Origin of the sequence: Streptomyces sp. NPDC015532 (assembly GCF_043078065.1) — a bacterium.
GTDB lineage: Bacteria > Actinomycetota > Actinomycetes > Streptomycetales > Streptomycetaceae > Streptomyces.
Genome location: NZ_JBIBSY010000028.1, coordinates 20,137 through 38,846 on the forward strand (window position 1 = coordinate 20,137; position 18,710 = coordinate 38,846).

Sequence of the window (18,710 nt, forward strand, 5' to 3'; positions counted from 1 at the left end):
AGGACGGGACGCGGTGACCTGCGCGTAGGACGCGGCCCTCGCGCTCCGACCCGTCCACCGGCGGCGTGCTGTGATCCGAAGCGGATCGGCCGGCGGACGTACCCGAGCGGTGCTCGTTGCACACGGCGCAGGAATCTATGGACCCGGGCGCCCCGATATCAACCAACTCCTTGTCATTCGAGGCCAGTTAGCGGTTACCGCAGGTATCATCGATTTTCGGCCACCCACTTCATTGGGTGATTTCCGGATTTGTCGACCCTCGCCTCTTGTGATCTGTGACTTACTTCACCCAGTCAACTTCCCCCGGACTTCCGGAAGTTGACTGGGAGTAACCAATTCCGGGGGCGCCTTCACCCTGGGCGTCGGATGGTTCGATTCCGTTCGCCCTCGGGCGTGACTCCGGCCACAGATCACCCGTTGACATCTTCATGAGCCGGGAACCCCCGGTTCATGGGCCGGGAGCCACCCGGCACCGCCACGCACCGCATCCCGAGGAGCCACCGTGCCGCGCATGCTCGACGTCAGCGACGACGTACGCGCCGAGATCGGCGACGAAGAAGCCGACCGGCTGCTCGCCGGAGAGAACGCCCCCGGCAGTTACGACTGCACGTCGTGCCGCACCCCGGGCGACTCGGAACAGGAGCGCACCAGCACCGTCCTGTTCATCGGCGACGAGACCGCCGTCCTCGCCTTCGCCCACGCCACCTGCCTGCCCTCGCAGGTCGTGCAGGTCACCGAGGAACAACTCCAGGGCGCCGTCCGCTCGATCCACCCCGACGGCGCGCCCGCCGACCCCGCCCCCGTCCCCGAGCAGGCCGTGCTCGGTGTCACCAGCGGACTCGTCCTGATCCACGGCGAGCTGCACCCCGCACTCGTCGTCGAGCCGACCGGCCCGATCGTGCGACCCGGCTCGACCGACATCGGCGACGACTTCCTGCCCCTGCTGATCGAGCAGGGCTTCATGCCCGCGACCGAGCTCAACTCGGTACCGCCCGTCCTGTACGGCTGGTCCGTGCTGCTCGCGGCGGGCCAACTGCACGCCGTGCTCCAGCCGGGCACGGGCGGCGGTTCGCCCGTCGCCTGGTGGCAGGCCCACCAGGCGCTCCAGGTCACCGACAGCTGGCGCGCCGCCGCGAACAAGCTCCGGCAGGTGCTCCTGTTCGCGGCGCCGGTCGGCTCGATCGGCCGTCAGCCCCGGGAGGACCTGCTGCGCGACGCGCTCGACAAGGCGGCGGCCAACGGCAAGCTGGTCGCGGCGGCGATGCCGCTCGCCGGCATCTGAGGGCAGCGGGACCGCCGACGGAGCGGGGGCGGGGAACCGCGGGCAGGTGGCCGACGCCGGCCTCTGAGGGGTGCCCGCGCGGTTCCCCGCGCCCCCGCGCACGCCGCTCACTCCGGACGGCCCGCGAAATGACCGCTGCGGCCGCATCCGTTGGGCGGTGGGGTCGTTGGCACGTACGTGCACACCTACGACGTCCCCGGCCACCGGCCCTTCCAGCCGGTCCTTCCGTCCGGCTCCCCCCTCCGTTCGAGCAGAGAGGTGCCGGCGTCGCGACCGGTGCAGGACCCTCATCAGGGCGGCTCATCGGCCACACCGATCTACGACGCGCTCTACGCCGAGTGGATCCGAGCGTTCAGGACCCTGCCGGGCGACCGTCACGGTGAGGAGAACCTGGGCTTCACGGCCTTCGGGATCCTCGGGCGCGGTTCGAACTCGTTCAGCTCGTCGGGCACGTACAGCTCGTACAGCGCGGGAGCGCAGACCGCCCGGCAGATCTCCGCACAGCACGGGCACACCACGGCGACGACCGCCGTCTGGCAGCCGGGCGCACGCCAGCACGGCACGGGAATGCATCACATCCCGGCCGCGCTCCCGCCCGCCCCGCGCAGGGGCCTGTGACCGGCGAGGTTCATGAGCGGTGACGCGTGAGGGGCGGCTCCCTGGGGAGCCGCCCCTCACGCTTCGCCCGTGGGCGTTACTTCTTCTTGTTGGTGCCGCGCTTCTCGCGCACCCGCACCGAGATGTGGATCGGCGTGCCCGCGAAGCCGAACTCCTCACGCAGCCGGCGCTCGATGAAGCGGCGGTAGCCGTGCTCGATGAAACCGGAGGCGAAGAGCACGAACCGCGGAGGCTTGGTGCCCGCCTGCGTGCCGAACAGGATGCGCGGCTGCTTTCCGCCGCGGACCGGGTGCGGGTGGGCGGCGACCAGCTCGCCGAGGAAGGCGTTCAGGCGGCCGGTCGGGACACGGGTCTCCCACCCGTCCAGGGCCGTCTCGATCGCCGGGACGAGCTTCTCCATGTGGCGGCCGGTACGGGCCGAGACGTTCACCCGGGGCGCCCAGGCCACCTGGGCGAGCTCGGTCTCGATCTCCCGCTCCAGGTAGTAGCGGCGCTCCTCGTCGAGGGTGTCCCACTTGTTGAAGGCGAGGACGATCGCGCGGCCCGCGTCGACGGCCATGGTGACGATGCGCTGGTCCTGCACGGAGATGGTCTCGGACGCGTCGATCAGGATGACCGCGACCTCGGCCTTCTCCACGGCGGCGGCGGTACGCAGCGAGGCGTAGTAGTCGGCGCCCTGCTGGAGGTGGACGCGCTTGCGGATGCCCGCCGTGTCGACGAACTTCCAGGTGATGCCGCCGAGTTCGATGAGCTCGTCGACCGGGTCACGGGTGGTGCCCGCGACCTCGTTGACGACCACGCGGTCCTCGTTGGCCACCTTGTTCAGCAGGGAGGACTTGCCGACGTTCGGGCGGCCGATGAGGGCGATGCGGCGGGGGCCGCCCACAGCGGTGCCGAAGGTCTGCGCCGGGGCCTCGGGCAGGGCCTCCAGGACGGCGTCGAGCATGTCGCCGGTGCCGCGGCCGTGCAGCGCGGAGACCGGGTGCGGCTCGCCGAGACCGAGGGCCCAGAGGTACGAGGCGTCGGACTCGCCGCTCATGCCGTCGACCTTGTTGGCGCACAGGACGACGGGCTTGCCGGCCTTGCGGAGAAGACGTACGACCGCCTCGTCGGTGTCGGTCGCGCCGACCTTGGCGTCGACGACGAAGACGACCGCGTCGGCGGCCTCGATCGCGTACTCGGCCTGGGCGGCGACGGACGCGTCGATGCCGAGGACGTCCTGCTCCCAGCCGCCGGTGTCGACGAGCTTGAAGCGGCGGCCCGCCCACTCGGCCTCGTAGGTCACGCGGTCGCGGGTGACGCCGGGCTTGTCCTCGACGACCGCCTCGCGGCGGCCGATGATGCGGTTCACCAGGGTCGACTTGCCCACGTTCGGGCGGCCGACGACGGCGAGGACGGGCAACGGGCCGTGGCCCGCCTCCCCGATCGCGCCCTCGACGTCCTCGAGGTCGAAGCCCTCTTCCGCGGCGAGCTCCATGAACTCCGCGTACTCGGCATCGCCAAGCGCCCCGTGATCGTGCTCTGCCGAGCCGTCGGGCTGGATGTGGTCGTTCATGAAGTCCGTACCTCGTCGTTCATTCGTGGTGATCGGTGGATCACCCGTAAACCGGGTGATCCACTACTAAGTGTCGCCTAACGCCCGGCGGGGCGCCCGGCGTTTTCCCGGCGTCCGGTCAGACGCCTGGCCTCGTCCAGGTGGGCACTGAGCTGCTTCTGGATGCGGCCGGTGGCCGCGTCCAGCGCCTGTCGCGTGCGCCGGCCACTGCCGTCGCCCGCATCGAAGGGGTCGCCGAAGACGACGTCGACCCTGCTGCGCAGCGGGGGCAGCGCCTTGGTCAGTCTGCTGTTCCGCTCGGAGCTTCCCAGCACCGCCACGGGGACGATCGGGGCTCCGCTGCGCACCGCGAAGTACGCGAGTCCGGCCCGCAGCGAGGCGAAGTCGCCCTCGCCCCGGGTGCCCTCGGGGAAGATCCCGAGGACTCCGCCGGCCGCCAGGACGCCGAGGGCGTCGGTGATGGCGGCGCGGTCGGCGATCTCCCGGTCGACCTTCAGCTGGCCGATGCCGAGCAGGAACGGGTCGAGCGGGCCGATGAACGCTTCCTTCTTGATCAGGAAGTGGGTGGGCCTGGGCGCGACGCCCATGACCATCGGCCCGTCGATGTTGTGCGAGTGGTTCACGGCCAGGATCGCCGGGCCGGTCGCGGGGACCTTCCAGGCGCCGAGCACGCGCGGCTTGAACAGCCCGTACATCAGGCCGACGCCGATCCGGCGCCCGACCTCGGCGCGTCTCGCTGAGGGTGGGGTCACTTGGCGGCCCGCTTCTCCTCGACGAGGGTGACGACACACTCGATGACCTGCTGGAGCGTGAGGTCGGAGGTGTCCACCTCGACCGCGTCGTCCGCCTTGGCGAGGGGGGAGGTCTTGCGGCTGGAGTCGGCCTCGTCCCGCTTGACCAGCGCCTCACGGGTCGCGTCGATGTCGGCGCCCTTCAGCTCACCGCTGCGCCGGGCGGCACGGGCCTCGGGGGAGGCGGTGAGGAAGATCTTCAGGTCGGCGTCGGGCAGCACGGTGGTGCCGATGTCCCGGCCCTCGACGACGATGCCGGCCGGCGCGGACCCGGCGAGGGCGCGCTGCAGCTCGGTGATGCGGGCACGCACCTCGGGGACGGCGCTGACCGCGCTGACCTTGGAGGTGACCTCCTGCGTACGGATCGGGCCGGCGACGTCGGTCCCGTCGACCGTGATGGTCGGCTCGGCCGGGTCGGTACCGGAGACGATCTCCGGCTTGCCCGCGGCGGCGGCGATCGCGGAGGCGTCCGTGATGTCGATGTCGTTGCTGACCATCCACCACGTGATGGCGCGGTACTGGGCGCCCGTGTCGAGGTAGCTCAGACCGAGCTTCGCGGCCACGGCCTTCGAGGTGCTCGACTTGCCCGTGCCGGAGGGGCCGTCGATGGCGACAATCACAGCCGGAGCGGTACGGGCGGCGCCGTTGTCCACGGTGGGAACACCTTCCTGGTGCGGGGTGGAGGTCTCTGCGGGACGCGATGGCGCCCCGCACAAGGTTACCGGCCCCGCGGACCCCGTCTTACTGGCCCTTCCCGGCGGCGGTGTCGCCGGCCCTTCAGGGGGCGGTGTCACTGGCGCAGTGCCCAGCCCCGCTCCCGCAGTGCCGCGCCGAGCACCGGCACCGCCTTGGGCTCCACCATGAGCTGCACCAGACCGGCTTGCTGGCCGGTCGCGTGCTCGATGCGTACGTCCTCGATGTTGACGCCGGCCATTCCCGCGTCGGCGAAGATGCGGGCGAGCTGACCGGGCTGGTCGTCGATGAGAACGGCCACGACCTCGTAGGCGCGCGGCGCGGAGCCGTGCTTGCCGGGGACACGGACCTGGCCCGCGTTGCCGCGGCGCAGGACGTCCTCGATGCCGCCGGCGCCCTCGCGGCGCTTGGCCTCGTCGGAGGACTGGAGGGAACGCAGGGCCTGGACCGTCTCGTCGAGGTCGGCGGAGACGTCCGCGAGGAGGTCCGCGACGGGGCCCGGGTTCGCGGAGAGGATGTCGATCCACATCCGGGGGTCGGAGGCCGCGATCCGGGTCACATCGCGGATGCCCTGCCCGCAGAGCCGCACCGCGGTCTCCTCCGCGTGCTCCAGGCGCGCGGCGACCATGCTGGACACCAGGTGGGGCATGTGCGAGACGAGCGCCACGGCGCGGTCGTGGGCGTCCGCGTCCATGACGACGGGCACGGCACGGCAGTGCGAGACCAGTTCCAGGGCGAGGTTCAGGACCTCGGTGTCCGTGTCCCGGGTCGGGGTGAGCACCCAGGGACGGCCCTCGAAGAGGTCGCCGCTCGCGGCCAGCGGACCGGACTTCTCGCGGCCGGACATGGGGTGCGTGCCGATGTACGGGGTGAGGTCGAGGCCGAGCGCCTCCAGCTCGCGGCGGGGACCGCCCTTGACGCTGGCGACGTCGAGATAGCCGCGGGCGAGACCGCGCCGCATGGCGTCCGCGAGGGTCGCGGCGACGTGCGCCGGGGGTGCGGCGACGATCGCGAGGTCGACCTGGCCCTCGGGGGCCTCGTCGGTGCCGGCGCCGAGCGCGGCCGCCGTACGGGCCTGCTCCGGGTCGTGGTCGGCGAGGTGGACGACGACGCCGCGGGAGGCGAGCGCGAGGGCGGCGGACGTGCCGATCAGCCCGGTTCCGATGACGAGCGCGGTCCTCACTGGGCGATGTCCTTGCGGAGCGCGCCCGCGGCGCCCAGGTAGACGTGCACGACCTCGGCGCGCGGCCGGTCGGACTCGATGTGGGCGAGAACACGGACCACCCGGGGCATCGCGCCCTCGATGTCCAGCTCCTGCGCGCAGATCAGCGGGACGTCGACGATGCCGAGCTTGCGCGCCGCCGCGGCCGGGAAGTCGCTGTGCAGATCGGGTGTCGCGGTGAACCAGATGCTGATCAGGTCGTCCGTGGTGAGCGCGTTGCGCTCCAGGATGGCGGTGAGCAGCTCGCTGACCTGCTCGTCCATGTGGCCGGCCTCGTCCCGTTCCAGCTGGACGGCGCCCCGGACCGCTCGTACCGCCACGGTGATGCTCCTCGCTGATCTGTGTGCACGTCGTGTCACACCAGCGTAGTCAGCCCCCGGGGCGCCGGTGCGCGGCGCCCGCCTGACGAGACGGGGGCCGGGGGGATCCGGCCCGGACCGGCCGGACGGACGCGCCGATGTCACCCGAATCGCCCTATTCCGCTACATCTGGCGAGAATGCGCCCGTGCGCCTCTGGACGCGGGGGCGCGCGTCCGCTCTCATGGCAGGAGACCGCCCAGGGGGAGGACCGGATGAAGCGACCAGGGCCCCTTCTCACCCTCCTCGCGGGGCTGGTGTTCGGCGTGTTCCTGCTGACGCTCAACGCGACGACGGGGACGAAGAGCACGTCGAACCCGTACCAGGAGGCGTCGCCGGGCGTCTCGGTGTCGGCCACCGCGCCACCGGCCACCGCCTCGCCGTCGCGGAGCGTCCCGCCGAGCCCCTCGCCGTCCCGCGCCGCCGTTCCCAACGCCGACTACGCGGGCCGCACCGACGACGACTCCTCGGCGGTCGCGGTCTCCCTGCGGGGCGGCAAGGCGATCGCGTACTTCTGTGACGGGCACGACAAGGAGTCCTGGCTGAAGGGTGACGTCGAGGACGACGGCACCATGAGGCTCACGGGCAGCCACGGCGACGAGCTGAACGGGACCCTCCAGGGCGGCAAGCTGATCCGCGGCACCGCCGACGTCGGCGGACAGCGGTACGCCTTCACGGCCGACAGGGCCGTCAAGCCCTCCGGCCTGTACCGGGCGACGGCCACCGTGCGCGGCGCGAAGGTCGACGGCGGCTGGATCGTGCTGCCCGGCGGACGGCAGGTCGGCGTCGTCGAGCGCGACGGCACCCCTTCGGCGGCACCGTCGATCGACCCGGAGACCGGCGCCGTGACGATCGACGGCCAGAAGATCATCGCCCGCCCTGTCACCCCCTGACCGCCTCTTTCCACCGGGAGCCGTTCATGACCGTGGACCCGAACGCCGCCACCCAGGGCTTCCCCTCCCCGCCACCCGGCCACGGCCGCGCCGACGCGGCCCGCTACCTCGTCCCGGCCCTGGTCGCCGCGGCCGTCGCGGTCGGCCTCGGTGTCTACGGCAAGGTCCACGACCCCACGGGAACGGCCTTCAATCTCGCCGGCTTCAGCAGCACGGGTGCCGTGAAGTCCTGGCTGGCGACGACGGCGTTCTTCTTCGCCCTCGTCCAGCTCGTCTCGGCGCTCATGATGTACGGGAAGCTGCCGGGCCCGGGCTGGGCGGCGACGCTGCACCGGTGGTCGGGGCGGATCGCGTTCCTGGTGGCGGTGCCGGTCGCGGTCCACTGTCTGTACGCGTTGGGCTATCAGACGTACAGCACGCGCGTCATGTGGCACTCGCTCCTGGGGTGCTTCTTCTTCGGTGCCTTCAGTGCCAAGATGCTGCTGCTCCGCTCGGAGCGCCTGCCCGGCTGGCTGCTGCCCGTCCTCGGCGGCCTCGTCTTCGCCGTGCTCACCGCCGTCTGGCTGACATCCGCCTTCTGGTTCTTCCGTACGTTCGGAGTGACGACATGACCGACCGCTCGACGCGGCGCACGGTGATCCTCGGCGCGGGGGCGTCCGTGCTGCTCGCGGGGTGCAGCGAGTACGGCGACAAGGACAGTTCCTCGGACCCCTCACCGAAGGCCTCCAGCGGCCAGCAGCTCGCCACGACGAGTGACATCCCGGTCGGCGGGGGCACGGTCTTCAAGGACCAGAAGGTCGTGGTCACGCAGCCGGCGAAGGGCGACTTCAAGGCCTTCTCGGCGGTCTGCACGCACCAGGGGTGCCTGGTGGACAAGGTGGCGGACGGAACGATCGACTGCCCCTGCCACGGAAGCAAGTTCGGTGTCGAGAACGGGGCGGTGAAGGCCGGTCCCGCGCCGCGTCCGCTGCCCGCAGAGAAGATCACGGTGGAGGGAAACTCGATCCGCCTGGCGTGAAGTGGCCCGTACGCTCCGGACATGCGCTCCGAGCCCTCCGCGTCCCAGGCAGCCCCGACACCCCGGGCGGCCCCGGCACACCCGGCGTCCCCGGCACCGGTGGTGCCGTCCGGGTCACCCGCCTCGCCCGCCCCGGCGATCCCGGCGGCCGGGATCCCGCTGGTGCGGGACCACACGGTCTACTCCTGTGTGATGGGGTCACGCGCCTTCGGGCTGGCCACGGACGGCAGTGACACGGACCTGAGGGGCGTCTTCCTCGCCCCGACCGAGCTGTTCTGGCGCTTCGAGAAACCTCCGACGCATGTCGAGGGACCGGCGCCGGAGCAGTTCAGCTGGGAACTGGAACGGTTCTGCGCGCTCGCGCTGCGCGCCAACCCGAACATCCTGGAGTGCCTGTACTCCCCGCTCGTCGCGTCCGTGGACGACACCGGCCGCGAACTGCTCGCCCTGCGCCAGGCCTTCCTCTCCCGTCAGGCGCACGAGACGTTCACCCGCTACGCCCTGGGCCAGCGCAAGAAGCTGGAGGCCGACGTCCGCACCCACGGCGCCCCGCGCTGGAAGCACGCCATGCATCTGCTGCGCCTGCTCACGAGTTCGCGCGACCTGCTGCGCACCGGCTCCCTGACGGTCGACGTCGGGGAGCAGCGCGAGCCGCTGCTCGCGGTGAAGCGGGGCGAGGTGTCCTGGAGCGAGGTGGAGCGCCGGATGCTCCGGCTGGCGACGGAGGCCGACGAGGCGGCCGTCGGCAGCCCGCTCCCGCCCGAGCCCGACACCGCCCGCGTCGAGGACTTCCTGGTCCGGGTCCGCCGGGCCTCAGCGCTGAAGGGCGCCGCCGGGGGCCGGTAGCGCCGCCAGGACACCCTCCGCGCCCGGGACGACGTCCTGGCCTCCCCCGAACCCGTCCAGCCGGACCCTGACGACGAAGGCGTGCAGGGCGTCGTACGCGGAGGGGGCGTCCGGCAGTGCCGAGGATTCCTGTGCCTCGTCGAGGAGTACGTGCAGCCGCTCCACGTCCTGCTCCACGCGGGCGCGCGGGATGTCCGCGGGTCCGTGCTCCCGTTCCGCCTTCGCGGTGATCAGGTCCGTGAGATAGGCGGGCGAGGCGATCTGCCCGGCCAGCGTGGGCAGATCGGCCTGCACCTCACCGCTGCGCATGAGGTGGATACCGGTGAGCAGCACACGGAACGTGTAGAGCAGCGGCTTGAGTTCGCCGCTCTTCTCGAACAGCCGCCACTGGGTGGCCGCGAACCCCCGGTAGTGGTGGGCGTGGTGACGGGTGAGGACCTCGGGGGCGAGGGAGATCAGCTCACGGTGCTCGTCGCTCGTGCGCACGACCAGCGGCGACAGGAGCTGCTCCAGCACATAGCCGTTGCGCCGCAGCATGAGGCGTACGAACTTGCGCAGGTCGTGGGTGACCAGGTCCATCTCGGTCCCGTCCTGGAACCACATGCGCGACCGGGTCTCCTCCGGCTCGCGCAGCCCGACCAGGTCGGCCGTCGGCAGCACGTGGACACCGCGCAGGTCGACGTCGGAGTCGCGGGAGGGGAAGCCGTACAGGTGCGCCCCGGAGACGGTGGCGAAGAGCACGGGGTCGGGCTGTTCGCCCACCACACTCGCGAGGTCGGCGCCGGGCCCGAGGATGTCTGTCATGGCTCAAGCATCCCAGAGTGCCCCCAGCGACATCAGGTCGCTCTGGTACTCGATGCGGTCCGCCCAGTCGTTCGGCCAGGCCTCGGAGCCGTGGTGGGCGCCCGCGAACGCCCCGGTCAGGCAGGCGATGGAGTCGGAGTCGCCCGAGGTGCAGGCGGCCCGGCGCAGCGCGGTGACGGGCTCGTCGACGAACATCAGGAAGCACAGCAGACCGGTGGCGAACGCCTCCTCGGCGATCCAGCCCTCACCGGTGGACAGACAGGGGTCGGCCTCGTGCGAGGCGGTGCGCACGGCTCGGCGGACGTTGTCCAGGACGGCGATGCACTCGTCCCAGCCGCGGGAGATGTACTGCTCGGGTGAGGCGTCGTGGCAGAAGGTCCACAGGTCGCCGAGCCAGCGCGAGTGGTAGCGGTGCCGGTTCTCGTGCGCGTACGCGAGGAGCAGGCCGATCAGTTCGGCGGGCTGGGCTCCCTGGGAGAGCAGCCGGACGGTGTGCGCGGTGAGGTCCGAGGCGGCGAGCGCGGTCGGGTGGCCGTGGGTGAGCGCGGCCTGGAGCTGGGCGGCGCCGGCGCGCTGCTCGTCACTGAGTCCGCGGGCGAGGCCGACGGGCGCCACGCGCATGTTGGCGCCGCAGCCCTTGGAACCGGTCTGGCTGGCCTCCTGCCAGCGGCGGTTCTCGTCCTTGAGGAGGTTGCAGGCGACCAGGCAGGTCCGGCCGGGGGCCCGGTTGTTCTCGGGCGACTGGTACCAGTTCACGAACTCCTCGCGGACCGGCCGTTCCATCCGCAGCGGGCCGAGCAGCCCGCGGTCCATGGCGGTGCGCAGTCCGCCGGCCAGCGCCAGGGTCATCTGGGTGTCGTCGGTGACGATCGCGGGCCGGGGCAGCGCCATCTGCCGCCAGGGGCCGCACTTCTCCAGGATGGCGGGAACGGTGCTGAACTCGGTGGGGAACCCGAGCGCGTCTCCGAGGGCCAGGCCGATGAGGGAACCGGTGGCGGCGCGTTTGGTCAGGGTCGTGCTGGTCATCGGGGCCGTCCTTACGAGGTGGGACGCAGCAGTGGCGGGTACAGAACCTTGGCGCCGCCCGCGCGGAAGAGGGCGGCGGGTTTGCCGCGGCCGCCGGTGAGGCGGGCGGCACCTGGGACCTGTTCGACGAACCCCGGCGTGGCGAGGACCTTGCGCCGGAAGTTGGGCCGGTCGAGCGTGGTGCCCCACACCGTCTCGTAGACGTGCTGAAGCTCTCCGAGGGTGAACTCGGGCGGGCAGAAGGACGTGGCGAGACAGGTGTACTCCAGCTTGGCGCCCACGCGTTCATGGGCGTCGGCCAGGATCCGGTCGTGGTCGAAGGCGAGCGGGCCGAGCGCGTCGAACGGCAGCCACCGGGCCTGCGCCGCGTCGCCGCCGCCGTGCGGTTCGGGCGGGTCGGGCAGCAGCGCGGCGAACGCGACGGAGACGACCCTCATACGGGGGTCGCGGTCGGGTTCGCTGTAGGTGCGCAGTTGCTCCAGGTGGAGTCCCGAGAGGTCCGACAGGCCGGTCTCCTCGGCGAGTTCACGCCGTGCGGCCGTCTCGGCGGACTCACGGGGCAGTACGAAGCCGCCGGGCAGGGCCCAGCGGCCGGCGTACGGTTCCCTGCCCCGCTCGATCAGCAGGACCTGGAGTGCGCCCGCGCGCACGGTCAGGACGGCCAGGTCGACGGTGACGGCGAAGGGTTCGAAGGCGTATTTGTCATAGCCCTCGGGTGCCGCGCCCCCCGGCGCGCGGTCCTCGCCTGTTGACACCCCGCACTCCCTTTATGGTCACCCTGACCATGGTCATGACGACTATAAAGGGAGTGCGGGGTGTCAACAAGACTTTCGGCAGGCGAAGTTGCGACTCCCGCGGCCGGCCCGGGAACGGTGACTCCGTTTCGGGCCGGGAGCGGACGGCCTGCGGGTCGCTACACCCGGGCTCGCGACGCCTCCGGCCGCCGGGTGCCGGACCGGGGTGCCTCCGGCTCCCGCGCCGGAGCGCGAGCCGGAGCGAGGGCGGCCACCAGCGCTCCGGCGGCCGCGACTCCCGCCGAGACCCACAGCGCGGGACCGCAGCCGTCGACGAAGTCCCGCGCCGAGCCGTAGCCCCCGAAGTGGGTGAACACGGCCGCCGCGGCGGCGACTCCGAAGACTCCGCCCAGTTCGCGCAGCGCGTTGTTGACGCCGGCCGCGACACCCGCGTCGGCGGGCGGCACCGCGGACGTCACGGCGTTCGCCACGGTGGGGAAGACCATGGAGATGCCGATGCCCGCGACGATCAGGGGCAGCACCAGCCGTCCGTAGGCGACGCCGGGCTGCACCTGCCAGGCCAGGAGCCCGAGTCCGGTCGCCTGGAGGACGAGTCCGCCGAACATGAAGGGACGGTTCCCGAACCGGTCGGCGAGAGCGCCCGCGAGCGGTGCCACGAGCAGCGGCATGCCGGTCCACACCAGGATGCGGACACCGGCCTGGAGCGGCGAGTTCCCGAGGCCGAGCTGGAACAGCTGCGTGATCACGAAGAGCGAACCGAGCAGCGACATGAACGTCAGGAAGGCGACGGCGTTGGCGGTGGAGAAGGCGCGCCTGCGGAAGTAGCCGAGGGGCAGCATCGGGTAGCGCGCCCGCGACCGCTCCCAGCCGAGGAAGGCCGCCACGAAGACGACTCCGACGGCCAGCGCGCCCAGCACCTCGGCACTCCCCCAGCCCGCCTGCGGGGCCCGCACCGGCGCCCAGGCCAGGCCGGTCAGCCCGACGGCGGCCAACAGCAGCCCCACGACGTCGAGTTGCGGACGCGGGCCATGGCTCTCCCGCAGTTTCAGCGCGGCGAGCGGCAGCATCGCGAGCCCGGTCGGCACGTTCAGCCAGAAGATCCACTGCCAGGACAGGCCCTCGGTGACGGCGCCGCCGAGCACGGGCCCGGCCGCGACACCGAGACCGGTCACCCCGCCCCAGACGCCGATCGCGACGCCCCGCTTCTCGGCCGGGAACGCCTCGCTGATCAGGGTCAGGGTGAGCGGCAGCAGGACGGCGGCACCGGCGCCCTGGAGCACCCGCGCGGCGATGAGCTGACCGGGCCCCGGGGCCAGCGCGGCGAGGGCCGAGGCCAGGGTGAAGACGGCGAGCCCGACGACGTACATGCGCCGCCTGCCGAACCGGTCGCCGAGCGCGGCACCGGTCAGGGTGAGGCAGGCGAAGACGAGGTTGTACGCGTTGATCGTCCACTCCAGGTCGGACAGGCTCGCCCCGAAGTCGGCCCGCAGGGCCGGCAGCGCGGTGGCCACGACGACCACGTCGAGGGAACAGAGCAGCGCCCCGAGTCCGGCCAGGATCACGGTCCACCCACGGCGCGCGGGCGGGGCCGACGGCTGCTGGACGGGGGCGCGTGCGGTGGTGTCGGTCATGACGGTTCCTTCCGTGAGGATCACTCACGGAGGACCGACCCGGCCCGCGCGGAAAAGGAATCGCGGCCCGGGTCGGTCGTTCGGATCGGGCCGTCCCGCCGCGCGGCAGGACGCGCACGACAGCTCCCGCCGCGCGCCGGGATCCGCGGGACAGCCCTCAGGCACGCCGGCCGAGGTGCGCGAGGAGCAGGGTGCCGGGCGGGGCCCACCGCGGCACGTCGACGGGGTCGGCGAAGCGCACCCCGCGGTCGGCGTCCGCGACCACGAGGTGTGCCAGCGGCAGCAGTTCCAGGGCCAGCGCGGACGGGATCGGCCGCGCCCGCCCGCAGGCCCGCGCGACGTCCCAGCCGTGCACCGCGATCTCCAGGGCGCCGACCGCCACCAGCAGGCCCGCGTCCAGGGACCGGTCCCCCACGGCCGGGTCGGGCGGCCGCGCGGACACCGCGGCGCAGGCACCGAGCAGGGCGCCCGCCCGCTCGCGGAAGGCGCGCACCGGATCGGCCGCGGGGTGGGCCGGGCACAGCCCGACCCGCCCGTCCGCGACACCCTCGTGGAGGGCTTCGACCGAGTCGTCGAGGTGGTGGAGCAGCTCCCCCAGGTCCCACTCGGCGCACGGCGTCGGCCGCCGCAGACCCTCGCGCTGCACGGCGGCGACGGCGACCGTCGCGTACGCGAGCGACCGCTCCAGGAGCTCTCCGGGAATCACCGGAGCGTCCCGGGCAGGCCGAAGGCGTCGAACAGCCCCGGGTCCAGGAAGACGGTCAGCCGCGCGATGGCGCCCGCCTCTGCCGTGAGCACCTGGACGGAGTGCGCCCGGAGCACACCGTCGATCCCGCGCTCGTACGCCGCCACCGCGGGCTGCCCGTTGGCCCGGACGGCGAACATCCGGATCCATCCGGCCTCACGCCCGGACAGCACCCGTACGCGCAGGAACCGCAGGACGTCCTTCCTGCCGCTGAACCACTCCAGGTGGGGCGGCATCTCCAGCTCGACCCCGTCCCGCAGCAGCCCGAGGAGCGCCTCCATGTCGGCGTTCTCGAAGGCCGACATGTAGCGGTCGAGGAGTTCGCGGTCGTCGGCGCCGTCGGGCTCGACCACCAGGTCCTCCTCCGGCGCGACCTCGTCGAGCCGGGCACGCGCGCGCTGGAGCGTGCTCTTGACCGCCGCGGTCGACGTGCCGAGCAGGGCGGCCACCTCCGCGGCGCGCCAGGCCAGCACGTCCCGCAGGATGAGCACCGCCCGCTGCCGCGGGGGCAGGTTCTGCAGCGCGGCCACCAGGGCGAGCCGCAGACTTCCGCGCGCCGCCACGACCGTCGCCGGGTCGATGAGGGTGTCGGGCAGCGGCTGGAGCCAGGGGATGTCCGTCGCCGGGCCCCGCAGCGGCTCCTCGGGCGCGTCTCCCGGCCCGCCGAGCCCGGTGGGCAGCGGACGGCGCCCCCGCCCCTCCAGGGCCGTCAGGCACGTGTTGGTGGCGATCCGGTAGAGCCAGGTGCGCAGGGAGGCCCGGCCCTCGTACCCCTCGTAGGACCGCCAGGCCCGCAGATACGTCTCCTGCACGAGGTCCTCGGCGTCGTCGGCCGAGCCGAGCATGCGGTAGCAGTGGGCGAGCAGCTCCCGCCGGTACGGATCGGTCAGCCGGACGAAGTCGTCGCGGTCCGTCGTCGCGGTCATCGCCGCTCCCTTCGATCGCACCGGGGCCCGCCGGGGCCACCGGTGGTCCGTTCACCGGTACAGACCGGCGGGGCGGCGAAAACGCATCGGCCGGCCCCGGAGAAGTTCCGGGACCGGCCGTGTCACGCGAGGGATGTCCGCGGGCCGCGGGAGCCGTGCGGGCTCCCGGGCCTCAGAGCGCTTCCGGGGTCAGAGACCGACCTCGGCCATGAGCATGCCGACCTCGGTGTTCGACAGGCGGCGCAGCCAGCCCGACTTCTGGTCGCCCAGGGTGATCGGGCCGAAGGAGACGCGCACCAGCTTGTCGACCGGGAAACCGGCCTCGGCGAGCATGCGGCGCACGATGTGCTTGCGGCCTTCGTGCAGGGTCACCTCGACGAGGTAGTTCTTGCCGGTCTGCTCCACGACACGGAAGTGGTCCGCCTTCGCGTACCCGTCCTCCAGCTGGATGCCGTCCTTGAGCCGCTTGCCCAGGTCACGCGGGATCGGGCCCACGATGTGCGCGAGGTAGACCTTCTTCACGCCGTACTTGGGGTGGGTCAGCCGGTGCGCCAGCTCGCCGTGGTTGGTGAGCAGGATGACGCCCTCGGTCTCGGTGTCGAGCCGGCCCACGTGGAAGAGCCGCGTCTCGCGGTTCGTCACGTAGTCGCCGAGGCACTGGCGGCCCTCGTTGTCCTCCATGGTGGAGACGACACCGGCGGGCTTGTTCAGCGAGAAGAACTGGTACGACTGGGTCGCGACCGTCAGGCCGTCGACCTTGATCTCGTCCTTCTCCGGGTCGACGCGCAGCCCCTGCTCCAGGACGATCTGGCCGTTGACCTCGACCCTGGCCTGGTCGACCAGCTCCTCGCAGGCGCGCCGGGAGCCGTAGCCCGCTCGCGCGAGGATCTTCTGCAGGCGCTCGCCCTCCTCCTCGGCACCCGGGAAGGTCTTGGGCAGCTTGATGTCGGGCTTGCCCGCGTACCGGTCGCGGTTGCGCTCCTCGGTCCGGGTCTCGTACTCACGGGAGCGCGCGTTCTCGGTACGGCCGCCGCGCTGCTGGCCCTGCTTGGGGCCGCCCTTGGCGCCACCGCGCGCCGAGGCTCCGCGCCCGGACTTCGGGCCCTCGTGCGTGCCCCCGGGGCCTACGTCGTAGCGACGCTCCTCGGGACGGGGCTTGCCGGGACGCTTCGGCTGGTCGTCGCGCCCCGCCGCCGAGCTCCTCGGCTGGAAGCCGCCGCCGCCGGACCCACGCGAGCCACCGCCGCCGCTGCCGCCGGTCCCACGCGAGCCACCGCCGCCTCCGGCGCCGCCGCGCGAGCCACCGCCACCGCCGGACCCACGCGAGCCACCGCCGCTCCCGCCGGCCCCACGGGAGCCACCGCCACCGCCGCTCCCGCCGGTTCCCCGCGGGTTGCCGCGCCCGCTGTTCCTGCCACTGCCGCTGCCACTGCTTCGCATCAAAGTTCCGTCGTCGTCGTGTCGTCTGCGTCTGCGTCCGGTGCATCCGGATCGAACGACGGGACCCCTTCCAGCGTCTCTGCCTCGATCGCGTCCGCCTCGGGGAGGAAGGGCGCGAGCTCCGGGAGCTCGTCCAGACCACGCAGGCCCATTCGCTCCAGGAAGTAGTTCGTCGTCGTGTACAGGATCGCACCTGTTTCGGGTTCCGTGCCCGCCTCCTCGACCAGACCCCGCTGGAGGAGGGTCCGCATCACCCCGTCACAGTTGACTCCGCGGACCGCGGAGACCCTGGACCGGCTGACCGGCTGGCGGTACGCGACGACGGCGAGCGTCTCAAGGGCCGCCTGGGTGAGCCGGGCCTGCTGACCGTCCAGGACGAAGCGTTCGACGGCGCCCGCGTACGCGGGACGCGAGTAGAAGCGCCAGCCGCCCGCGATCAGTCTGAGCTCGAATCCGCGGCCCTGGACGGTGTACTCGTCGGCCAGTGCGCGCAGCGCGTCCGCGACCTGCCGCCGGGGCCGCTCCAGGATCTTGGCCAGGTGTTCCTCGGTGGCCGGCTCGTCCACGACCATCAGGACGGCCTCCAGGGCGGCCCCGAGATCGAGGTCGGCGACGGTGTGCGGCCCCGCGGGGGTGCCGGTGCTCTCCTCGCTCACGCCTTCTCCTTCTCGCTCCCGCGCCCCGCCGCGTCCTTCGCCGCTTCCGCCGGCCGGTCGAACTCGTCCGTCACCCGCGGACCCTCGTCGCTCTCCCCGCCCGTCCAGCGCACCACGAGGTCCCCGAGAGCCTCCTCCTGGTCCAGGGCGACGGCCTTCTCCCGGTAGAGCTCCAGCAGGGCCAGGAAGCGGGCGACCACGGTGAGAGTGTCGTCGGTGTCCTCCACGAGCGAGCGGAAGCTCGCCGCGCCGAGTTCCCGGAGCCGCTCCACCACGATGCGGGCCTGTTCCTGCACGCTGACGAGCGGCGCGTGGATGTGGTCGACGTACACCTGGGGCTTGGGCCTGGGCTGCATCGCCTTCACGGCGAGCCTCGCGAAGCCCTCGGGCCCGATGCTGATGACGACCTCGGGCAGCAGTTCGGCGTACTGCGCCTCCAGGCCGACGGTACGGGGGTAGCGGCGGGCCTCCTCGTCGAGGCGGGCGTTGAAGATGTCCGCGATCTGTTTGTACGCGCGGTACTGCAGCAGCCGCGCGAACAGCAGGTCCCGCGCTTCCAGCAGGGCCAGGTCGGCCTCGTCCTCGACCTCGGCGGCGGGCAGCAGCCGGGCCGCCTTCAGGTCGAGCAGGGTCGCCGCGACGACCAGGAACTCGGTCGTCTGGTCGAGATCCCAGTCCGGGCCCATCGCCCGGATGTGCGCCATGAACTCGTCGGTCACCTTGGACAGCGCGACTTCGGTGACATCGAGCTTGTGCTTGGAGATGAGCTGGAGCAGCAGGTCGAAGGGGCCCTCGAAGTTCGAGAGCCGCACCCTGAAGACACCGCCGCCGGAATCGGGATCGGCGGGAGCGTCGTCGGAACCCCCGTCGGCCGTGGGGGCCGGTCCAGCGCCCGCGCCGTCCGTACCGGGCCGCGGGACGTTCCCCGCGCCCTCTCCGGGTCCCTCGGGCGCCCCGGAGGGCGTGCCGGGCGTCTCTCGCGGCTCAGTGGCCTCGCCGGGCGCCGTCGATGGCGTGGATGGCGTGGGTGCCGTCGATGGTGTGGGTGCCGGGGGCGGCTCAGTCGGCTCTCCGTCGGCCTCAGGCGGCTCAGTCGGCTCTCCGTCGGCCGCGGGCGCCCCGGTCGGCTCTCCGTCGGCCGCGGGCGGCTTCGTCGGCCCCTTCGGCGTCGCGGAGGGCTCGGTGGGGCCTCCAGGCGTCCCGGAGGGCTCGACCGTCGTCCCGGGCCCGGCGGACCCCCCGGCGCCCTCCCGGGGCGTCTCGGGCGGCGCTGCGGGGGCCTTCGGAGGTTCGGTGGACGGCCCGGCCGGGCCTTCGGCCGACGGGCCGGCCGGGACGGACGGCCCGGGCGGTGCCTCGGCCGGCGCCGGCGCGGCGCCGGGACCGCGCCCCAGCGCACGCCGACGACCGCCGGAGGCGGCTGACGGAGGCGGGACGTTCGCGGTCATAGCC

At 72.7% G+C, this 18,710-nt stretch carries 20 protein-coding genes; 6 read left to right on the forward strand and 14 right to left on the reverse strand.

What is annotated here, in order from left to right; translation table 11 throughout:
* Nucleotides 1-502: 502 nt before the first annotated feature.
* Together ACF07B_RS41910 and ACF07B_RS41915 are read left to right on the forward strand one after the other, a co-directional pair.
* A complete protein-coding gene (locus tag ACF07B_RS41910) occupies nucleotides 503-1,282 on the forward strand; it encodes a hypothetical protein (RefSeq protein WP_362400423.1) in 780 nt (259 codons plus the stop codon).
* A gap of 276 nt (nucleotides 1,283-1,558) precedes the next feature.
* Entirely contained in the window at nucleotides 1,559-1,900 is a 342-nt protein-coding gene (locus tag ACF07B_RS41915; RefSeq protein WP_362400426.1) for a hypothetical protein, read from the forward strand.
* A gap of 76 nt (nucleotides 1,901-1,976) precedes the next feature.
* Here ACF07B_RS41915 and der read toward each other — a convergent pair whose 3' ends face one another.
* The 5 genes from der to aroH all read right to left on the reverse strand — a co-directional run bounded on the left by der (nucleotide 1,977) and on the right by aroH (nucleotide 6,481).
* Nucleotides 1,977-3,455 carry a ribosome biogenesis GTPase Der gene (der, locus tag ACF07B_RS41920; protein ID WP_369485754.1) on the reverse strand — a complete coding sequence of 493 codons (1,479 nt, stop codon included), beginning with the start codon at nucleotides 3,453-3,455 and terminating at the stop codon, nucleotides 1,977-1,979.
* Nucleotides 3,456-3,532: 77 nt separating this feature from the next.
* A complete protein-coding gene (locus ACF07B_RS41925; RefSeq protein WP_362400528.1) occupies nucleotides 3,533-4,150 on the reverse strand; it encodes a lysophospholipid acyltransferase family protein in 618 nt (205 codons plus the stop codon).
* Between the two features lie 53 nt (nucleotides 4,151-4,203).
* The gene (gene cmk, locus ACF07B_RS41930; protein WP_392182815.1) at nucleotides 4,204-4,899 is read right to left on the reverse strand and encodes a (d)CMP kinase; all 696 of its coding nucleotides are present in this window, start codon (nucleotides 4,897-4,899) and stop codon (nucleotides 4,204-4,206) included.
* Between the two features lie 137 nt (nucleotides 4,900-5,036).
* Nucleotides 5,037-6,122, reverse strand: a complete 1,086-nt coding sequence (locus ACF07B_RS41935; protein ID WP_369485752.1) for a prephenate dehydrogenase — start codon at nucleotides 6,120-6,122, stop codon at nucleotides 5,037-5,039.
* On the reverse strand, nucleotides 6,119-6,481 hold the full coding sequence (gene aroH, locus ACF07B_RS41940; protein ID WP_328454065.1) for a chorismate mutase: 363 nt from the start codon (nucleotides 6,479-6,481) through the stop codon (nucleotides 6,119-6,121). Before aroH ends, ACF07B_RS41935 begins: the two co-directional genes overlap by 4 nt.
* Before the next feature lie 252 nt (nucleotides 6,482-6,733).
* Here aroH and ACF07B_RS41945 point away from each other — a divergent pair, with 252 nt between their 5' ends.
* The 4 genes from ACF07B_RS41945 to ACF07B_RS41960 are packed head-to-tail and all read left to right on the forward strand — an operon-like array spanning nucleotide 6,734 to nucleotide 9,275.
* Nucleotides 6,734-7,411 (forward strand): hypothetical protein, encoded by a 678-nt coding sequence (locus ACF07B_RS41945; protein ID WP_392182816.1) that lies wholly within the window; start codon nucleotides 6,734-6,736, stop codon nucleotides 7,409-7,411.
* A gap of 26 nt (nucleotides 7,412-7,437) precedes the next feature.
* Entirely contained in the window at nucleotides 7,438-8,022 is a 585-nt protein-coding gene (locus ACF07B_RS41950) for a DUF6529 family protein (RefSeq protein ID WP_369485750.1), read from the forward strand.
* Complete coding sequence (locus ACF07B_RS41955; protein WP_392182817.1) at nucleotides 8,019-8,429, forward strand: Rieske (2Fe-2S) protein; 411 nt, start codon at nucleotides 8,019-8,021, stop codon at nucleotides 8,427-8,429. Before ACF07B_RS41950 ends, ACF07B_RS41955 begins: the two co-directional genes overlap by 4 nt.
* 21 nt (nucleotides 8,430-8,450) lie before the next feature.
* Nucleotides 8,451-9,275 (forward strand): DNA polymerase beta superfamily protein, encoded by an 825-nt coding sequence (locus tag ACF07B_RS41960; RefSeq protein WP_392182818.1) that lies wholly within the window; start codon nucleotides 8,451-8,453, stop codon nucleotides 9,273-9,275.
* Here the strand turns inward: ACF07B_RS41960 and ACF07B_RS41965 are convergent.
* From ACF07B_RS41965 to ACF07B_RS42005, 9 genes are all read right to left on the reverse strand, one after another.
* Nucleotides 9,243-10,079: a DNA polymerase beta superfamily protein gene (locus ACF07B_RS41965; RefSeq protein WP_392182819.1), complete on the reverse strand. Its 837-nt coding sequence runs from the start codon at nucleotides 10,077-10,079 to the stop codon at nucleotides 9,243-9,245. The two genes, ACF07B_RS41960 and ACF07B_RS41965, sit on opposite strands and share 33 nt — an antisense overlap.
* Nucleotides 10,080-10,082: 3 nt before the next feature.
* A complete protein-coding gene (locus tag ACF07B_RS41970; protein ID WP_369485746.1) occupies nucleotides 10,083-11,105 on the reverse strand; it encodes an ADP-ribosylglycohydrolase family protein in 1,023 nt (340 codons plus the stop codon).
* A gap of 11 nt (nucleotides 11,106-11,116) precedes the next feature.
* The gene (locus ACF07B_RS41975; RefSeq protein WP_392182820.1) at nucleotides 11,117-11,860 is read right to left on the reverse strand and encodes an NUDIX domain-containing protein; all 744 of its coding nucleotides are present in this window, start codon (nucleotides 11,858-11,860) and stop codon (nucleotides 11,117-11,119) included.
* Nucleotides 11,861-12,018: 158 nt separating this feature from the next.
* Nucleotides 12,019-13,491 carry a DHA2 family efflux MFS transporter permease subunit gene (locus ACF07B_RS41980; RefSeq protein WP_392182821.1) on the reverse strand — a complete coding sequence of 491 codons (1,473 nt, stop codon included), beginning with the start codon at nucleotides 13,489-13,491 and terminating at the stop codon, nucleotides 12,019-12,021.
* A gap of 157 nt (nucleotides 13,492-13,648) precedes the next feature.
* Entirely contained in the window at nucleotides 13,649-14,197 is a 549-nt protein-coding gene (locus ACF07B_RS41985; protein WP_392182822.1) for a TIGR03086 family metal-binding protein, read from the reverse strand.
* Nucleotides 14,194-15,162 carry a sigma-70 family RNA polymerase sigma factor gene (locus ACF07B_RS41990; RefSeq protein WP_369485742.1) on the reverse strand — a complete coding sequence of 323 codons (969 nt, stop codon included), beginning with the start codon at nucleotides 15,160-15,162 and terminating at the stop codon, nucleotides 14,194-14,196. The genes ACF07B_RS41985 and ACF07B_RS41990 overlap by 4 nt, the downstream gene beginning before the upstream one ends.
* A gap of 189 nt (nucleotides 15,163-15,351) precedes the next feature.
* The gene (locus ACF07B_RS41995) at nucleotides 15,352-16,602 is read right to left on the reverse strand and encodes a pseudouridine synthase (RefSeq protein WP_392182823.1); all 1,251 of its coding nucleotides are present in this window, start codon (nucleotides 16,600-16,602) and stop codon (nucleotides 15,352-15,354) included.
* On the reverse strand, nucleotides 16,602-17,258 hold the full coding sequence (scpB, locus tag ACF07B_RS42000; RefSeq protein ID WP_392182824.1) for an SMC-Scp complex subunit ScpB: 657 nt from the start codon (nucleotides 17,256-17,258) through the stop codon (nucleotides 16,602-16,604). The genes ACF07B_RS41995 and scpB overlap by 1 nt, the downstream gene beginning before the upstream one ends.
* Complete coding sequence (locus ACF07B_RS42005; RefSeq protein ID WP_392182825.1) at nucleotides 17,255-18,706, reverse strand: segregation/condensation protein A; 1,452 nt, start codon at nucleotides 18,704-18,706, stop codon at nucleotides 17,255-17,257. The genes scpB and ACF07B_RS42005 overlap by 4 nt, the downstream gene beginning before the upstream one ends.
* Nucleotides 18,707-18,710: the final 4 nt, after the last annotated feature.

Bases quoted from the DNA above. Each gene is read 5' to 3' on its own strand.
- der (WP_369485754.1), bottom strand. From the start codon at position 3,455: ATGAACGACCACATCCAGCCCGACGGCTCGGCAGAGCACGATCACGGG.
- ACF07B_RS41925 (WP_362400528.1), bottom strand. From the start codon at position 4,150: ATGTACGGGCTGTTCAAGCCGCGCGTGCTCGGCGCCTGGAAGGTCCCC.
- ACF07B_RS41945 (WP_392182816.1), top strand. From the start codon at position 6,734: ATGAAGCGACCAGGGCCCCTTCTCACCCTCCTCGCGGGGCTGGTGTTC.
- ACF07B_RS41950 (WP_369485750.1), top strand. From the start codon at position 7,438: ATGACCGTGGACCCGAACGCCGCCACCCAGGGCTTCCCCTCCCCGCCA.
- ACF07B_RS41955 (WP_392182817.1), top strand. From the start codon at position 8,019: ATGACCGACCGCTCGACGCGGCGCACGGTGATCCTCGGCGCGGGGGCG.
- ACF07B_RS41960 (WP_392182818.1), top strand. From the start codon at position 8,451: ATGCGCTCCGAGCCCTCCGCGTCCCAGGCAGCCCCGACACCCCGGGCG.
- ACF07B_RS41965 (WP_392182819.1), bottom strand. From the start codon at position 10,079: ATGACAGACATCCTCGGGCCCGGCGCCGACCTCGCGAGTGTGGTGGGC.
- ACF07B_RS41970 (WP_369485746.1), bottom strand. From the start codon at position 11,105: ATGACCAGCACGACCCTGACCAAACGCGCCGCCACCGGTTCCCTCATC.
- ACF07B_RS41980 (WP_392182821.1), bottom strand. From the start codon at position 13,491: ATGACCGACACCACCGCACGCGCCCCCGTCCAGCAGCCGTCGGCCCCG.
- ACF07B_RS41990 (WP_369485742.1), bottom strand. From the start codon at position 15,162: ATGACCGCGACGACGGACCGCGACGACTTCGTCCGGCTGACCGATCCG.
- ACF07B_RS41995 (WP_392182823.1), bottom strand. From the start codon at position 16,602: ATGCGAAGCAGTGGCAGCGGCAGTGGCAGGAACAGCGGGCGCGGCAAC.
- ACF07B_RS42005 (WP_392182825.1), bottom strand. From the start codon at position 18,706: ATGACCGCGAACGTCCCGCCTCCGTCAGCCGCCTCCGGCGGTCGTCGG.